The sequence below is a fragment of the Thioclava sp. IC9 genome, from assembly GCF_002213225.1.
Classification (GTDB): Bacteria; Pseudomonadota; Alphaproteobacteria; order Rhodobacterales; family Rhodobacteraceae; genus Thioclava; species Thioclava nitratireducens.
On sequence record NZ_NBNX01000004.1, the window covers coordinates 161,411 to 176,796 of the forward strand.

Below are 15,386 nucleotides of genomic sequence, written 5' to 3' on the forward strand. Positions count from 1 at the left end.
GGTCAATGACACGGGTCACGATCCTGATGGCGACACGCGATCCGGGCCCGGAGTTGCGCGATCAGCTCGAAAGCCTCGCGACGCAGACGCATCCTGAGTGGCGGCTGATTGTTGGGGACGACAGCCGAAGCGATGCCGCACACGATCTATTGGCAGAGTTCGCGCGGAGCCATGAGGTACGGATTGTAGCCGGGCCGCAAAAAGGAGCGGGGGGGAATTTCCTATCTCTTCTAAGCGGCGTGGACCCCGCCACGACCGAGTTCATCGCCTTCTGCGATCAGGATGATGTTTGGTTGCCGGATCGGCTCGCGCGGGGGATTGCGGCCTTGGACGAGGGTAAACCTGCTCTCTATTGCAGCCGCACATGGGTCTGTGACGCTAATTTGGGAAACAAACACCTTTCGGCGCGACATCCACATCGGCCATCGTTCGGTAACGCTCTGGTCCAGAATATCGCGGCCGGTAACACGATCCTCCTGAACCCGGCCGGGGCCGAGCTTGCCATCTCTGCGGCGCGCGAATTGCAGGTCGCGCCGCGCCATGACTGGTGGATTTATCAACTGTTCACTGGCTGCGGCGTCCGGGTCGTCTATGACGCGGAACCTACGCTTCTCTATCGACAGCATGGCCGCAACGCGGAAGGTGCGAACCTCACGATGCGTGCAAAGCTCTCTCGGTTGAAGCGGCTCCTGAAGGGTGAATGGCGTGGTTGGGTCGATGTCCAATGCGCGGCGCTTACCGCCTCCGCGCACCGGTTCACGCCCGAAAACCGGACCATTTTCAACCGCTTCTTGAATATGCGCGAGGCAGATTTTTCGACCCGAATGAAAGAATTCGCCCGGCTGAGGCTCTATCGCCAAAGCCGGGCGTCTACGCTTGCCCTTTGGATTGGGGCCGTGTTTCGGCTGATTTAGGGTCTCAAATCCGGAAAATCGGCTGCAGAAGGCGCGGCAGGAGCCCCTTGAACTTCAGCGGCGCATCGGTCGCGGCGAGGCAGATGCAGACATCTTCCATCCCCGCGATCGGCGTGTGGTCGAGATCGTCATCCGCCACTTCCACATCGCCCACGCCAAAGCGCCCGGTTTCGTCCGAGAAGGAGCCCTGCAGAACCATGGTCAGTTCCAGGCCGCCATGGGTATGATCGGGCACCGCCATTCCCGGCGGGATGTAGAGAAGCCGTGCCGACCCCTCCTTGTCCTCGCTCAGGATGGCCTGCTTGATGCCGCCGCCCAAGGCACGCCAGCGCGGGTTGTCCGCACCCATCGCCTCGACCACGGCGCCCGGATAGATTCCTGCGCGCGCGGGTTGCGCCGCGACGATCACATCGTCGTCGTCCAGCCCATCAAACACACGTCGCCGCAAATCGTCGCTCGGCGCCATGCCTTCAAGCTCGTCCAGAACCAGCCCGCCTGCCAGTTCCTCTGCTTCAAGCCGTGCGCGACACTCGTCGCACTGGCTCACATGCGCCGCGACGACCAGCGAAAACGCATGACCCAGTGAGCCGGTCGCGTAAGACCGAACCAACCAATCGGGCAAATGATGCGTGATCTCCGTCATTCGTCTCTCAGATCCCTTAACTCGTGTCTAAGCTTCTCCAGCGCGAGCCGGATCCGCGATTTGATCGTCCCTAGTGCGAGGCCTGTTGCCTCGCGTATTTCGGCCTGTGTGAGTTCACCCACGTAGGCCCGCTCGATAATGTCGCGCTGCGCTTCGGGCAGAGCCTTGATCGCTTCACGCAGTTGCGCCGCTTCCTGTTCCAACCCGATCGCCGCGTCGGCTTCTCGGGTTTCCCGCGTTTCCGCTTCGGCGACCAGCTCGTCTGGAACGGGCCGGGGCCGTCTTCGGATCACATCGATCTGCCGATTGCGCGCAATTCGGTAGATCCATGCCGAGGCGCGCGCCCGCGTCTCGTCGTAAAGATGAGCCTTGCGCCAGATCGTGAGCATCACGTCCTGCACCACATCCTCCGCCGCCGCCTGCGACATGCCAGAGCGCACCAGCATCCCCTTCAGTCGCGGCGAGAAGTGATCGTAAAGCCGCGCGAAGGCCATTTTGTCACGCCTGTCACGAACGGCGACGAGCCAGTCGGTCTGCTCGCATGCCGCCTCTGGCGTAGGTTTCGCTGAATTCTTGTCGTCCATACTCTTCCCGGCAAAGGTATGTCCCGCCGCGATTGGCGGGGTCCCCGTGGTGTCGAAGTTGATGGTCGCATCTCTCAGCATGTGACCGATACGCAGCTTATGGGAATCTGGTTCACATGAGTCGCGAAAAAACTTCTGATCCAAACGGTAATATGCACCGTTAAGCCTTCAAGAGCTTGGGAGAATTCGAATGTCATTTGATGCCGTGCATCCACAGGCGCAACGCATCGCGATCATCGGCTCGGGGATTTCCGGTCTGGCCGCGGCGTGGCAACTCGCGCCGCAGAACCGCGTTACCGTCTACGAGGCGGAGCCGCGGCTCGGTGGGCATTCGCGGACGATCGTCGCGGGGCGCAACGGCGATCAGCCGGTCGATACCGGTTTCATCGTCTTCAACTACGCGAATTATCCCCATCTGACGCGCCTGTTCTCCGAGCTCGACGTGCCCGTCGAGAAATCCGACATGAGCTTTGGCGTGACGATCGATCAAGGCCGCATCGAATATGCGCTGCGCGATCTGAACAGCCTTGTGGCGCAAAAGCGCAACCTCGCCCGGCCGGGCTTTCTGCGGATGGTCGCGGATATCGCGAAGTTCAATGCGAAAGCCGTCTCGGTCGCGCAGAGTGACGACGTGACGATCGACGGCCTGCTGGACGAGTTGAACTTAGGCGACTGGTTCCGGCGCTATTACCTGCTGCCGATTTGCGGGGCGATCTGGTCCACGCCCGCCGATCAGATCGGCGCGTTTCCCGCGAAAAGCCTGCTGCGCTTCTTCGAGAACCACGCGCTGTTGTCGGCGACCGGTCAGCATCAGTGGTGGACAGTCTCGGGCGGGTCGATCGAATATGTAAAGCGGCTGGAGGCGGCCTTGCGTCTGCGTGGTGTCGAATTCCGCACCGGTACCCCGGTCACCGCGATCAAGCGGGAGCGAAATTCGGTCGCCATTCTGGCGGAAAAGGCCCTTCCGGATCAGTTCGACCAGGTGATCATCGCCACCCATTCCGATCAGGCGCTCAAGCTGCTGGCCAAGCCGACCCCGCAGGAGCAGGCCGCGCTTTCGGCGGTCCGCTATCAGCCAAACGATGTATATCTTCATCGCGACGAGGCGCAGATGCCGCGTCGGCGCGCTTGTTGGTCGAGCTGGGTCTACCAGGCGCAGACCCGTGCGAGCGAGACGCGGCTTGGTGTGACCTATTGGATGAACAAGTTGCAGAACATCCCCGAGCGCGATCCGCTCTTTGTCACACTGAACCCCGACACACCAATTGCCGAGGAAAAGATCTACGACCATGAGGTCTTCTGGCACCCGGTCTTCGACCGCGCGGCGTTGCGGGCGCAGGGCGAAATCCAGGCGATACAGGGTCTGAATCGGACCTGGTTTGCAGGGGCGTGGCTACGTCATGGCTTCCACGAGGACGGATTCGCCTCGGCCGTTCGGGTTGCGCGCGAGCTCAATCGCGGGGCGCAGCCGCAGATCAAGTTCGAGAAGGTGCCCGCATGAGTGGCGAATTCTGTCCCGGTCACACGGTCCATGCGCGGCGGGGCGCGATTGCCCACCAGTTCCGCTATCACGTCGATTACGTGCTGATCGATCCGGATTCGCGGGGCCCCTGGCCAAGAGTATTCTCACGACGTGGGCGCAACCTCGCGACGGTGCAGGACAAGGATTATGGTGGGACGCCTCATCATGGGGAAGGCGAGGAGTGGGTCCGCAAGCAGCTCTCTCGGCTCGGTGCGCCGGAGATCGCGAAGCTCCGCCTTCTGACCCAACCGAAAATTCTCGGGGCGGGGTTCAACCCTGTGAATTTCTGGCTGGCCTATGATGCGCAAGACGACCTGCGCGCCGTTATCGCGGAGGTGAACAACACTTTCGGTGATCGGCACTCCTATCTCTGCGCCACCCCCGATTTCGACCCTATTTCTGCGGAAACCGAGCTTCACGCCGCGAAGATCTTCCATGTTTCCCCGTTCCAGACGATCGCGGGCGAGTATCGCTTCCGCTTCGATATCCGGGCGGAACATATCCGCATCCGCATCGACCACCGAAATGGAGAAGAAGGCGTGGTTGCGACCCTCGTGACCGACCGGCGTCCACTCACCTCGGCGGCACTTCTCGGGATGGCGCTGCGCCGTCCGCTCACCCCAATTCGCACGCTCGGCCTGATCTACTGGCAGGCCCTGCGGCTCAAGCTCAAAGGCGCCCGCTACCTGCCGCGGCCCACACCCCCGACCGAGGAGATCAGCCAATGATGCCTTTCCTGACCAACCGCATCCGCAGCGAATTCCTCGCCACATGCGAGAAGATCGAGCATGGGACGCTCTATTTGCGCCTGCCCGACGGCACCGCTCGCCGCTTTGGTCACGGAGAGCCGCAGGCCGATATGGAAATCCGCGACTGGCAAGCCGTGGTGGCGATGGCGTCTCGCGGCGATGTCGGCCTTGGCGAGGCCTATATTGCGGGGCTATGGGAAACCTCCTCTATCGAGTCGCTTCTTTCTCTCGCGCTGAAGAACCTCGATGTGGTCGACGGCTATGCCTATGCGGGCTTCTGGTCGAACCTGAAATTCCGCCTGATCGACCGGTTGATGCGGGCCAATTCGCTGCGTGGCGCTTCGCGCAACATTCGGGCGCATTACGATGTCGGAAATGAGTTTTATCAACTCTGGCTCGATGAAGGGATGAGCTATTCGTCGGCGCTTTTCGCGCCGGGCGACAGCGATCTGCACCGGGCCCAAAACCGCAAGCTCGATCGCATTCTCGATCGGATGGGCGAGGGGGAGCAGGTTCTGGAGATCGGCTGCGGCTGGGGACATTTCGCCGAACGCGCGGCCGAGCAGGGGCGCCACGTCACCGGCATCACGATCTCGCCCAGTCAGAAAGGCTATGCCGATGCGCGGCTCGACGGGCGCGCGGATATCCGGCTTCAGGACTATCGCCGTACGCCGGGGCAGTTCGATCATATCGTCTCCATCGAGATGATCGAAGCGGTCGGAGAGCGCTACTGGCCGAACTATTTCCGTACTCTGAAAGAGCGGCTGGCGGAGGGCGGTTCGGCAATGATTCAGGCCATAACAGTGTCTGATTCCTACTTTCCGAAATATCGCGAGACCTCGGATTTCATCCGGCAATACACCTTCCCCGGCGGGATGCTCCTGTCGGACGGCGTGATCCGGGATCAGGCGGCAAAGGCGGGCCTGGCGGTGAAGGACAGCTTCGCTTTCGGGCAGGACTATGCCGAAACCTGCCGGCAATGGGCCGCCCGCTTGAAAGAGCGCAGCGCGCGGGCTGCCGAGTTGGGCTTTGGCCCGGAATTCCTGCGCAACTGGGCCTACTATCTCGAAGCCTGCGCGGCGGCTTTCGCGGTCGGCCATACCGATGTCGTTCAGGTGCAACTGGCACATGCGAGGGCTTAACATGATGCTGAAATTGTTAATTGTCGTCGCGGCCCTGATCTTTGCGGCTTTGCTGGTCCGACACTTCTTCTTCTCTTTCCCGGCGCAGAAATCTGCGGATTACGCGGCAGAGAGCCCAGAATTCGACATCCGGCGGGCCTTCGACGGTCCTGTCGAGGCGCACGGCATGATCTACGGGCCCGACGGCCGCGTCACCTCCCGCTTCCGCGCTGTGATGACGGGGCGGTTCACCAATGACGGTGGCGTAATCGAGGAAGAGTTCGAATATGCCTCAGGGCGTCGCCAGAGCCGGGCATGGAATATTCAGTTCGGGCCGAACGGCGAAATCAGCTCGACCGCCGACGATATCGAAGGTCGCGCCGAGATGGAGCAGTCGGGCAACGCGCTGCGGATGCGGTACCGGCTGCGGCTGCCGGAAGACGCGGGCGGCCATGTGCTCGACGTGACCGACTGGATTTACCTGATGCCGGACGGGACGCTTCTGAACCGGTCGCAGATGCGCAAATTCGGCATCAAGGTGGCGGAGCTGTTCGCGGTCATGCGGCCGATGACCGAACCGGCCGAATGATCACTCGAAGCAACTGGCGCGGCCGTCTTTCTGGATCGTCGCCGCGCCATCCATGATCGAACGCGCGCGGCGCGACAGGAAGCTGCCGGGCTTCGCTGCCGAACGGTCCTTCGGGTCCGGCAGGACGCCTGCGATCAGCGCGGATTGCCGGGCGCTCAGCTTGTCGGGTGTGCTGCGGAAATAGCGATGCGCCGCAGCATCCACCCCGAACGCTCCCTCATCGAACTCGGCGACGTTAAGATAGATTTCCAAAATCCGTCTCTTGCCCCAGATCGCTTCGGCGAGCGGTGTCATAGACGCCTCCAGCGCCTTGCGCAGCCAGCTTCGGCCCTGCCAGAGAAACACGTTCTTCACGGTCTGCTGGGTGATCGTCGAGGCGCCGCGATTGGCGCCATCGTCGATCGCCTTGCGGATCGCGCGCATGTCGAAGCCCCAGTGATTGCAGAAATTGGCATCCTCCGCCGCGACGACCGACCGGGCAAGCACCGGCGCAATATCCTCGAGCGGCACCCATTTCTGATCCACCGCACCGAGCCGCTGGCGTTCGCTCCAAATCGTCCAGGTGGTCGGTGGGTTAACGAACTTGAAAAGAACCATAAGCACGAGCACGAGCGCGACGAGACCGAGCAGGCCGCGCAGCGCCCATTTAAGAGCGCCGCGAAACGGCGCTCGCATGCGGGTGGAGACACTCGATTTCGTGCTGCGTTTGGCGGGCTTTCTGCCCGTTTTTTTCGTGCTCTTTGCCATGCGCGTATAAGTCACAGCGCGCCCCGAGGGGTCAAGCGACAAGGAGCGCCAATTCCGGCCCGCGTGCCACCTGTCGCGCCGTTACCATGGTTTCGATCGGTGCGTCTGAGACGGCTGTCCACGCGGTGCGGATCTCCTGCGCGAGGTCGCGATCTTCGTCGAGGATCATGTTCCCTGGAAAGAGGCTCTCGCTCGGCGCACCTTCGGCAATCAGAATATGATGCCGCGCGAAAAGCAGATGGCGATAGTGGACGGTTGCCCTCGGCTCGATCCGCACGCTTTTGCCATTCACCAGATGCTTTGCGGCGATCAGCACCTCGCTATCCGCGCAGGCGATCTCGGCGCGCCAGCCGCGCAGCAACATCCGGTGTTCCTGCGATACGTAGAGCGGACGTTCGTTGCCAATGGCACCGGCGGCGAAGCGGACCGGCGCGTAAAGGCCGGCGCCACGGCAGACCCGTCCCCCCGCCCAAAGGAGCGGCTGCGGCCCTTCGTCTTCGGTTGAGACGAGATCGCCTGCCGAGAGCGTTTCGACCGCACGCGGACCAGTGGGTGTCTCGATCCGCGTGCCGGCGAGAAAACAGGCGGGTCCGAGGTCGCCGACAGGGGCCTGCGTGCTTTGCGTGACGTAGGTCGAGCTGACGAAGGTCGCGTTGTGGAGGATCGTACCGTCCGAGGGCGTAAACACGGCCGTCCCGTCGCGCAGGTAGAACGTATCGCCGGTGATCGTTTCCTGCACGCCGTTCGCACGTTCGATCGTGATCGTGTCGCCGCGCCAGACATCGGTGACGCGTTGGCCGTTGATCGTGTCGCGGGCACCGTTGCTGCTTGATATCCAGTTGTCGTTGTTCCTGTCGACGATTTCGAATGTCGTCGGAGACAGGACGGTGCCTGCGGTGGGCGGATTGCCCGGGTCCATGACGTAGAACTGATCGTAATAAGTCGCCATCTTTACTGCCCTGGTAACGTTATTATTGGTTATTCGTTACGTGGTAAGCAGCGATCTGGGCGACACGAAGGCGCCTGTAAGGCGCAAAATTAACACAGGATTAAAAAGTGGCAGCCCGGCGACGGGCCAATTCAGAGCGCAGAGGGGCCGACCATACGAGCAAGGCTGCCGGTCGAGCCTTCGCTGATTTCCTCGCCGGTGAAGGCCGTGGTGCCCCCGGAGGAGAGCGCGACTTCCAGCCGTTCGTGGAAATCTTCCGGCAGGGGAATCTGCAGCACGCGGCCGCTTGCATGGCCCAGTGTCCGCATTCGGTCGAGCACTTCGGCGGCGCTGGCTTTCTTAAGCATGATGAAAACCGCAGAGCCGCCTTCCGGCAGGCTCTCTCCCGCCTCGCGCAGGAAGGAGGTATTCAGCCCGACATCCGTGAACTTGCCCGAGATCACCCCGGCCCCGGCGCCCACTACTGCCCCGACCAGTGGCGACAGGAAAACCAACCCGAGGACGCCGCCCCAGACCGCGCCGCCGATCGCGCCGAGGGCGACCGTATTGCTGTTCTCATGGACCCGGACCGCGCCGCTTTGCTCGCGGGTCACGACGACAATGTCCTGCGACCGGAAAAATCCCTCTTTCTCGAGGGCGGTCAGTTCCTCGCGCATCGCGAAACCGGCGGCTTCCGTTTCATGCGCCATCACCAGTAATTCGGACATCGTTACCTCCAGACAGAACAAAGGGCGAGACATCTGTCTCGCCCTTTGAAACGGTTCCGTGAGGGGGTGGGTTCCCTTATTCCGCCGGCACTGCCTGCGGCTCGTCGCTGAGCGGATAGGACAGATGCGCCAGCATTTCCTTCGGGCAGACCTGCAGGAAGTTGGCCTTCTCGGTCTCCCAGTGCTGGAGAATATCGGCGCCTTTGCGCGATCCCGTTTCGGCGACGTGACGCTCGATCAGGCCTTTCAGCTCGGCTTCCCAATGCTCGTGGCCCAGCCCGCAGGTGACGAGGCTTTCGAGATTGATCAGCTCTTCCGCCGTATTGTCCGGATCGTAGAGATAGGCCATGCCGCCGGTCATGCCCGCACCGAAGTTCGGGCCGATCGAGCCGAGGATCACCGCGACGCCGCCGGTCATGTATTCGCAACCGTTGGAGCCGCAGCCCTCGATCACCACTTTCGCACCCGAGTTACGCACCGCGAAGCGCTCGCCCGCGCGGCCCGCCGCGAAGAGGTAACCCTCGGTCGCGCCGTAAAGCACGGTGTTGCCGATGATCGTGTTCTCGGAGGCCACCAGCGGCGAAGCCATGGGCGGACGGACGACGATCATGCCACCCGAGAGACCTTTGCCGACATAGTCGTTGGCATCGCCCGACACTTCGATCTTCAGACCCGGGGCCGCGAAGGCGCCCAGCGACTGACCGCAGGAGCCGGTCAGCTTCACCGTCAGGTGGTCCGATTGCAGCGCGTTGCGCATCCCGAAGTTCTTCACGATGTGCGAAGAGGCGCGCGTCCCGATGGTGCGCAGCGTGTTGCGCACCGCGTAGGAGAGCTGCATCTTCTCGCCATCCTCGAAGAAGCGGTGACCGTCCTTGATGATCTCGGCATCGAGCGTGTCCGAAACCCAGTTACGCGGCTTCGAGCGGTCGTAGACGATCTTGTCCCAGCCATCGACGGTGATCAGGAGCGGATTGAGATCCAGATCGTCGAGATGCGCCGACCCGCGGCTCACCTGGCTGAGAAGATCGGCGCGCCCGATCACCTCGTCGAGCGAACGCGCACCGATCGAGGCGAGGATTTCGCGTACTTCCTGAGCGTAGAAGGTGATGAGGTTCACCACCTTGTCCGCGGTGCCGGTGAACTTGGCGCGCAGCTCCGGATCCTGGGTACAGACGCCCACCGGGCAGGTGTTCGACTGACACTGACGGACCATGATGCAGCCCATCGCGATCAGGGCGGCAGTGCCGATGCCGTATTCCTCGGCCCCCATCATTGCCGCCATCACGATGTCACGCCCCGTGCGCAGACCGCCATCGGTCCGCAGGGTGACGCGTTCGCGCAGGTTGTTCATCGCGAGAACCTGATGCGCCTCGGTCAGACCCATCTCCCACGGGAGACCGGCATATTTGATCGAGGTCGCGGGCGATGCGCCCGTGCCGCCGTTGTGGCCCGAGATCAGGATGATATCGGCCTTCGCCTTCGCGACACCGGCCGCGATCGTGCCGACGCCCGAGGACGCCACCAGCTTCACCGTCACTTTGACCTTCGGGTTGATCTGCTTGAGGTCGTAGATCAGCTGCGCGAGGTCTTCGATCGAGTAGATGTCGTGGTGCGGCGGCGGCGAGATCAGGGTTACGCCCTTGGTCGAGTGCCGCAGACGCGCGATCAGGTCGGTGACTTTCATCCCCGGAAGCTGGCCGCCTTCACCGGGCTTGGCACCCTGAGCGACCTTGATCTCAAGCTCTTCGCAGTGGTTGAGGTATTCGGCGGTGACACCGAAACGGCCCGACGCCACCTGCTTGATCTTCGCCGACGGGTTGTCGCCGTTCGGCTCGGGCACGAAATGCGCCGGGTCTTCGCCGCCTTCACCCGAGTCCGACTTCGCACCGATCCGGTTCATCGCGACGTTCAGGAGCTTGTGCGCCTCGGGCGAAAGCGCGCCCAACGACATGCCCGGCGTCACGAAACGCTTACGGATCGAGGTGATCGACTCGACCTCTTCGATCGGCACCGGCTTGCCCAGCGACTTGATGTCCAGCATGTCGCGGATGTGGATCGGCGGGTTCGCCCGCATCATCGCGGAATACTGCTTCCACAGGTCATAGCTCGCGCGGTTACAGGCCGATTGCAGCATGTGCATCGACTGCGCGCCCCAGGCGTGGCTTTCGCCGGTGCGGCGCGCTTTGTAGAAGCCGCCGATCGGCAGCACGTCCTGACCGCCTTTCCAGCCCTTCGCATGCACGCCTTCAAGCGCGTGCTGGATGCCGTGCAGACCGATGCCGGAGATGCGCGAGTGCATGCCGGGGAAATATTCCGCGACCATCGCGCGCGACAGACCCACGGCTTCGAAGTTCAGACCGCCGCGATAGGAGGAAATCACCGAGATCCCCATCTTCGACATGATCTTCAGCAGACCGGCGTCGATCGCATCGCGATACTTGCGCATCGCATCGACGAGCGAGCCGCTCAGCAGCCCACGGTCGATCCGGTCGGCGATCGTGTCCTGCGCGAGATAGGCGTTCACTGTGGTCGCGCCCGAGCCGATCAGCACCGCGAAGTAATGCGGGTCGATACATTCCGCCGAGCGGACGTTGATCGAACAGAAGGTCCGCAGACCTTTCTGCGTCAGCCAGCTATGCACCGCCGAGGTCGCGAGGATCATCGGCATCGCGACCTTGTTCTCGTCCTGCTCCTCGTCGGTCAGCACGATATGCAGCGCACCCGAGCGCACCGCGTCTTCGGCTTCCTGACGGATCCGGGTCAGACCCTCGCGCAGCGCATCCTGATCCGCATTGGCCGGGAAGGTGCAGTCGATCATCGCCACCTGCTCGCCGAATTCCTTGAGCATGTGGTCGAATTCGGAATTCGCGAGGAACGGGCTTTCGAGGATCCAGATTTCGGTCTGCGAGCTGTCCTCGTCGAGGACGTTCTTCAGGTTGCCGAAGCGCGTCTTGAGCGACATCACCCGGCTTTCACGAAGCGAGTCGATCGGCGGGTTGGTCACCTGGCTGAAGTTCTGACGGAAGAAATGGCTCAGCGGACGGTATTGCTTGGACAGAACCGCAGGCGGCGTGTCGTCGCCCATCGAGGCGATGGCTTCCTTGCCGTCCTCTGCCATCGGCGCGAGAATCTGTTCAATCTCTTCGACCGTGTAGCCCGCTGCGACCTGACGCTTGCGCAGCGTGCCGCCGGAGAATTTCGGCTCTTCCGGCACGTCCACGAGGATCGCGTTCAGATCGGTAACCTTGCCGACCCATTCGCCGAAGGGTTGTGCCGCGGCCAGTTTGTCCTTGATTTCGGTGTCGTGGTAGAGCTTGCCCTCGCGCATATCGACCGCGATCATCTGACCCGGGCCAAGCGCGCCCTTTTCCACGACCGTCGCCTCATCGATCGGCACCATGCCGGCTTCCGAGCCTGCGATCAGGACGCCGTCACCAGTAATGACATAGCGCAGCGGGCGCAGGCCGTTGCGGTCGAGACCGCCGCAGACCCAGCGGCCATCGGTCATCGCCAGCGCGGCGGGGCCGTCCCACGGCTCCATCACGGCGTTGCAATAGGCATACATGTCCTGCCACGCGGACGGCATCGTATCGGTGGATTTCGACCACGGCTCGGGCACGAGCATGGTCTTCACCATCGGCGCGTTGCGGCCCGAGCGGACCATCAGTTCGAACACCGCATCGAGCGCACCGGAATCCGACGCACCTGCCGGGATGATCGGCTTGATGTCTTCGGCGCTGTCGCCGAAGGCCGAGGAGGCCATGCGGATTTCATGGCTCTTCATCCAGTTGGTATTGCCCTTGATCGTGTTGATCTCGCCGTTATGCGCCAGCATCCGGAACGGCTGCGCCAGCCACCACTGCGGGAAGGTGTTGGTGGAATAGCGCTGGTGATAGATCGCGAAGGCGGATTCGAAGCGCTCATCCTTCAGATCGGGATAGAATTCCGCGACCTGCTCGGCCAGCATCATGCCTTTGTAGATGATCGAGCGCGTCGACAGCGAGCAGATGTAGAGCCCGTTGATCTGCGCAGCGATCGCCGCTTTCTCGATGCGGCGGCGGATGATGTAGAGCTCGCGCTCGAACTGCTCCTCGTCGATGTCCTTGTCGTTGCGGATCAGGATCTGCTCGATCTCGGGACGCGTTGCGTTGGCCTTCTCGCCCAGCACTTCGGTGTTCACCGGAACGTGGCGCCAGCCGTAGATGTAGTGACCCATCCGAAGAACTTCGGATTCGACGATCGTGCGGCAGCGCTCCTGCGCGCCGAAATCGGTGCGCGGCAGGAAGACCTGACCGACGGCAACCATTTTCTCCATGTCCGGCTCGTGGCCGGTGCGGCGGATCTGGTCGTAGAAGAAGGGGGCCGGGATCTGGACGTGGATGCCCGCGCCGTCGCCGGTCTTGCCGTCGGCATCGACCGCGCCGCGGTGCCAGATCGCCTTCAGCGCGTCGATGCCGTTCTCCACGACGCGGCGCGAGGCCTTGCCGTCGATCGACACCACGAGACCGACGCCGCAGGACGCCTTCTCGTCATCTTCCTTCCACAGCGAATTCTCGTTCATCCACTGGCGTTTCGCTTCCTCGGCGGCCACCCAGGCTTCGTCATATTTGGTCATTGCAGTGCCTCCTTGGAGAAAGAGCGGGAAAGGGGGGCGAGGCTGACGCGCGTGGGCCGCAGATCGGCCTCCGTCATCATCAGGTCGCAGTCATATTCAGGCGTCTCGGTCGAAAAACCGGGATCGCCGGGAAAGTCGAAGCGTACCGGGCTGTCGTCATAACTCACGACATCGCCCTGATCGTTCTCGAACCGCTCGGCACCGCTGAAGAACACGCGATACTTGCGCGAGATATATTGCGTGCCGGTGCGGGTCGCGACGGTTTGGCCGTTCTGGTCGTCTTCGCGCAGGTCGAAGGTGATTGTCTCGAGCGGGACATCGTCGATGCTGAGCGAATTGCCGGTGAGGGCATCGCTGCCGACATAGCGGCGCAGGCCCCGGTAATTCGACCGTGTGACGAAATCGTAATCGTCCTTGCCATCCGACAAGAGCGCCGAGAACGAGGGGGCGTCCTTCGACGCGCCCGGATCGAACATCTCGATCTCGCCGGTATCGGTCGACACGCTTTCGAGCCAGCGAGTTTCGGAATCTATATGGCTCAGGTAATAGATGCCCTCGCCATCCGCGAACGCGGTCCAGAGATCGCCCTCGGGATCGGCGGCGCAGCGATAGTAATTGGCGACCTGACAGTTATGCATCTGCACGGTCATGAAGACCTCGCAGCCCTGCGGCGGCTTGAAGTCTGCGGCATGGGCGGGCAGGGCGCTGAAGAGCCCCCCGCAGATCGCCATGCCGAGAAAATTCGACCGCATCGCATGCATTCCTTTTCAGATCGACAGGGCGCGGATCACTCCGCTGCCACCGCCGCCACGTTTTCGAGATAGCTCAGGATCGAGCCAGCCGCTTCGCGCCCGTCGCGGATCGCCCAGACAACGAGGCTAGCACCGCGCACGATGTCGCCGATCGCGTAGACGCCGGGGATCGAGGTCGCGTGGGTGCCGAACTCGGCCTTCACGGTGCCCCAGCGGGTCGTCTCCAGATCGTCGGCGTCCCACGCGCCGGGCAGGTCTTCGGGCTCGAAACCGAGCGCCTTGATCACCAGGTCGGCCTCTTCGTCATAGATGCCGCCCTCGATCTTCTCTGGGCTCTGACGGCCCGACTTGTCCGGAGCGCCCAGACGCATCCGCTGTACCGAGCAGTTGGTGACGGGATTGCCCGAGAAGCCGGCCGGTGCGGAGAGCCAGACGAATTCCACGCCTTCTTCCTCGGCATTCTGCACTTCGCGCTGCGAGCCCGGCATGTTGGCGCGGTCGCGTCGATAGAGACATTTCACCGAAGTGGCGCCCTGACGGATCGCGGTGCGCACGCAGTCCATCGCGGTGTCGCCCCCGCCGATGACGAGGACGCGCTTGTCCTTGGCGTTGAGCGTGCCGTCCTCGAATTCCGGTACCTCGTCGCCGAAGCTCTTGCGGTTCGAGGCGGTGAGATAGTCGATCGCGCGCACGATGCCGGCGGCGTCTGCACCCTCGTCGGTCAGTTCGCGCGTCTTGTAGACGCCCGTCGCGATCAAAACCGCGTCATGCTTTCCGCGGATCGCGTCGAAGGAGATGTCGGTGCCGACATTGCAGTTCAGCACGAATTCGACGCCGCCATCTTCCAGCTGCTTCACGCGCTGCATGACGATGTCTTTCTCGAGCTTGAAGCCGGGGATGCCGTAAGTCATCAGGCCGCCCGCGCGGTCGTAGCGGTCATAGACGGTGACCTGAACGCCTGCGCGACGCAGCATGTCGGCCGCTGCCAGGCCGCCCGGACCCGCGCCGATGATGCCGACGCTTTCGGCACGCTCGGTCGCCGGTTTGATCGGCTTCACCCAGCCCATGTCGAAAGCGGTGTCGGTGATGTATTTCTCGACCGCGCCGATGGTGACGGTGCCGTGGCCCGACTGTTCGATCACGCAGTTGCCTTCGCACAGACGATCCTGCGGGCAGATGCGACCGCAGATTTCCGGGAAGGTATTGGTCGCCTGCGACATCTCATAGGCTTCCTGCAGACGGCCTTCGGCGGTCAGGCGCAGCCAGTCGGGGATGTTGTTATGGAGCGGGCAATGCGTGTGGCAATACGGCACGCCGCACTGGCTGCAGCGGCTCGCCTGCTCGGCAGCCTTCTCGTCCGCGTATTCGCGATAGATTTCGTTGAAATCATGGGAGCGCACGTTCGCGTCGCGCTTCTGAGGCATCTCTTTCGCCGTCTTGACGAACTTGAGCATCGGTTGCTTGGCCATTGTGGCGCCTCCCTAGAAAACCGGT

The 15,386-nt window shown here is 62.6% G+C and carries 13 protein-coding genes; 5 read left to right on the forward strand and 8 right to left on the reverse strand.

The annotated features are described in order from the left end of the window. Nucleotides 1-5 precede the first annotated feature (5 nt). Nucleotides 6-914: a glycosyltransferase gene (locus B6V76_RS12135; protein ID WP_088727557.1), complete on the forward strand. Its 909-nt coding sequence runs from the start codon at nucleotides 6-8 to the stop codon at nucleotides 912-914. 4 nt (nucleotides 915-918) lie between these two features. Here B6V76_RS12135 and B6V76_RS12140 read toward each other — a convergent pair whose 3' ends face one another. Together B6V76_RS12140 and B6V76_RS12145 are read right to left on the reverse strand one after the other, a co-directional pair. Further along, nucleotides 919-1,557 (reverse strand): ChrR family anti-sigma-E factor, encoded by a 639-nt coding sequence (locus B6V76_RS12140; protein WP_075775155.1) that lies wholly within the window; start codon nucleotides 1,555-1,557, stop codon nucleotides 919-921. Next, nucleotides 1,554-2,141 (reverse strand): sigma-70 family RNA polymerase sigma factor, encoded by a 588-nt coding sequence (locus tag B6V76_RS12145; protein WP_075775156.1) that lies wholly within the window; start codon nucleotides 2,139-2,141, stop codon nucleotides 1,554-1,556. The genes B6V76_RS12140 and B6V76_RS12145 overlap by 4 nt, the downstream gene beginning before the upstream one ends. 190 nt (nucleotides 2,142-2,331) lie before the next feature. Here B6V76_RS12145 and B6V76_RS12150 point away from each other — a divergent pair, with 190 nt between their 5' ends. From B6V76_RS12150 to B6V76_RS12165, 4 genes are read left to right on the forward strand one after another with little or no spacing between them, the layout of a single operon-like run. Then, complete coding sequence (locus B6V76_RS12150; protein ID WP_088727558.1) at nucleotides 2,332-3,642, forward strand: FAD-dependent oxidoreductase; 1,311 nt, start codon at nucleotides 2,332-2,334, stop codon at nucleotides 3,640-3,642. Further along, nucleotides 3,639-4,391 (forward strand): DUF1365 domain-containing protein, encoded by a 753-nt coding sequence (locus tag B6V76_RS12155; protein ID WP_088727559.1) that lies wholly within the window; start codon nucleotides 3,639-3,641, stop codon nucleotides 4,389-4,391. Before B6V76_RS12150 ends, B6V76_RS12155 begins: the two co-directional genes overlap by 4 nt. Further along, complete coding sequence (locus B6V76_RS12160) at nucleotides 4,391-5,554, forward strand: cyclopropane-fatty-acyl-phospholipid synthase family protein (RefSeq protein ID WP_088727694.1); 1,164 nt, start codon at nucleotides 4,391-4,393, stop codon at nucleotides 5,552-5,554. Before B6V76_RS12155 ends, B6V76_RS12160 begins: the two co-directional genes overlap by 1 nt. A gap of 1 nt (nucleotide 5,555) precedes the next feature. After that, on the forward strand, nucleotides 5,556-6,122 hold the full coding sequence (locus tag B6V76_RS12165) for a DUF3833 domain-containing protein (RefSeq protein WP_233243064.1): 567 nt from the start codon (nucleotides 5,556-5,558) through the stop codon (nucleotides 6,120-6,122). On the opposite strand, the gene mtgA is transcribed toward B6V76_RS12165, so the two are convergent. The 6 genes from mtgA to B6V76_RS12195 form a co-directional block, all read right to left on the reverse strand. Continuing rightward, on the reverse strand, nucleotides 6,123-6,869 hold the full coding sequence (gene mtgA, locus B6V76_RS12170) for a monofunctional biosynthetic peptidoglycan transglycosylase (RefSeq protein ID WP_075775159.1): 747 nt from the start codon (nucleotides 6,867-6,869) through the stop codon (nucleotides 6,123-6,125). A 31-nt stretch (nucleotides 6,870-6,900) separates the two neighbouring features. Further along, nucleotides 6,901-7,818 carry a Hint domain-containing protein gene (locus tag B6V76_RS12175; RefSeq protein WP_088727560.1) on the reverse strand — a complete coding sequence of 306 codons (918 nt, stop codon included), beginning with the start codon at nucleotides 7,816-7,818 and terminating at the stop codon, nucleotides 6,901-6,903. Between the two features lie 131 nt (nucleotides 7,819-7,949). Further along, entirely contained in the window at nucleotides 7,950-8,525 is a 576-nt protein-coding gene (locus tag B6V76_RS12180) for a DUF1269 domain-containing protein (protein ID WP_075775161.1), read from the reverse strand. Between the two features lie 76 nt (nucleotides 8,526-8,601). After that, nucleotides 8,602-13,140 carry a glutamate synthase large subunit gene (gene gltB / locus B6V76_RS12185; RefSeq protein WP_075775162.1) on the reverse strand — a complete coding sequence of 1,513 codons (4,539 nt, stop codon included), beginning with the start codon at nucleotides 13,138-13,140 and terminating at the stop codon, nucleotides 8,602-8,604. Further along, nucleotides 13,137-13,892 carry a hypothetical protein gene (locus tag B6V76_RS12190; protein ID WP_233243063.1) on the reverse strand — a complete coding sequence of 252 codons (756 nt, stop codon included), beginning with the start codon at nucleotides 13,890-13,892 and terminating at the stop codon, nucleotides 13,137-13,139. The genes gltB and B6V76_RS12190 overlap by 4 nt, the downstream gene beginning before the upstream one ends. A gap of 35 nt (nucleotides 13,893-13,927) precedes the next feature. Further along, nucleotides 13,928-15,361, reverse strand: coding sequence for an NAD(P)-dependent oxidoreductase (locus B6V76_RS12195; protein ID WP_088727561.1), 1,434 nt, complete (start codon nucleotides 15,359-15,361; stop codon nucleotides 13,928-13,930). Nucleotides 15,362-15,386: the final 25 nt, after the last annotated feature.

What these genes read in the sequence shown, in the direction of transcription:
- B6V76_RS12135 (WP_088727557.1), top strand. Translation starts at nt 6, where the DNA reads ATGACACGGGTCACGATCCTGATGGCGACACGCGATCCGGGCCCGGAG.
- B6V76_RS12140 (WP_075775155.1), bottom strand. Translation starts at nt 1,557, where the DNA reads ATGACGGAGATCACGCATCATTTGCCCGATTGGTTGGTTCGGTCTTAC.
- B6V76_RS12145 (WP_075775156.1), bottom strand. Translation starts at nt 2,141, where the DNA reads ATGGACGACAAGAATTCAGCGAAACCTACGCCAGAGGCGGCATGCGAG.
- B6V76_RS12150 (WP_088727558.1), top strand. Translation starts at nt 2,332, where the DNA reads ATGTCATTTGATGCCGTGCATCCACAGGCGCAACGCATCGCGATCATC.
- B6V76_RS12155 (WP_088727559.1), top strand. Translation starts at nt 3,639, where the DNA reads ATGAGTGGCGAATTCTGTCCCGGTCACACGGTCCATGCGCGGCGGGGC.
- B6V76_RS12160 (WP_088727694.1), top strand. Translation starts at nt 4,391, where the DNA reads ATGCCTTTCCTGACCAACCGCATCCGCAGCGAATTCCTCGCCACATGC.
- B6V76_RS12165 (WP_233243064.1), top strand. Translation starts at nt 5,556, where the DNA reads ATGATGCTGAAATTGTTAATTGTCGTCGCGGCCCTGATCTTTGCGGCT.
- mtgA (WP_075775159.1), bottom strand. Translation starts at nt 6,869, where the DNA reads ATGGCAAAGAGCACGAAAAAAACGGGCAGAAAGCCCGCCAAACGCAGC.
- B6V76_RS12175 (WP_088727560.1), bottom strand. Translation starts at nt 7,818, where the DNA reads ATGGCGACTTATTACGATCAGTTCTACGTCATGGACCCGGGCAATCCG.
- B6V76_RS12180 (WP_075775161.1), bottom strand. Translation starts at nt 8,525, where the DNA reads ATGTCCGAATTACTGGTGATGGCGCATGAAACGGAAGCCGCCGGTTTC.
- gltB (WP_075775162.1), bottom strand. Translation starts at nt 13,140, where the DNA reads ATGACCAAATATGACGAAGCCTGGGTGGCCGCCGAGGAAGCGAAACGC.
- B6V76_RS12190 (WP_233243063.1), bottom strand. Translation starts at nt 13,892, where the DNA reads ATGCGGTCGAATTTTCTCGGCATGGCGATCTGCGGGGGGCTCTTCAGC.
- B6V76_RS12195 (WP_088727561.1), bottom strand. Translation starts at nt 15,361, where the DNA reads ATGGCCAAGCAACCGATGCTCAAGTTCGTCAAGACGGCGAAAGAGATG.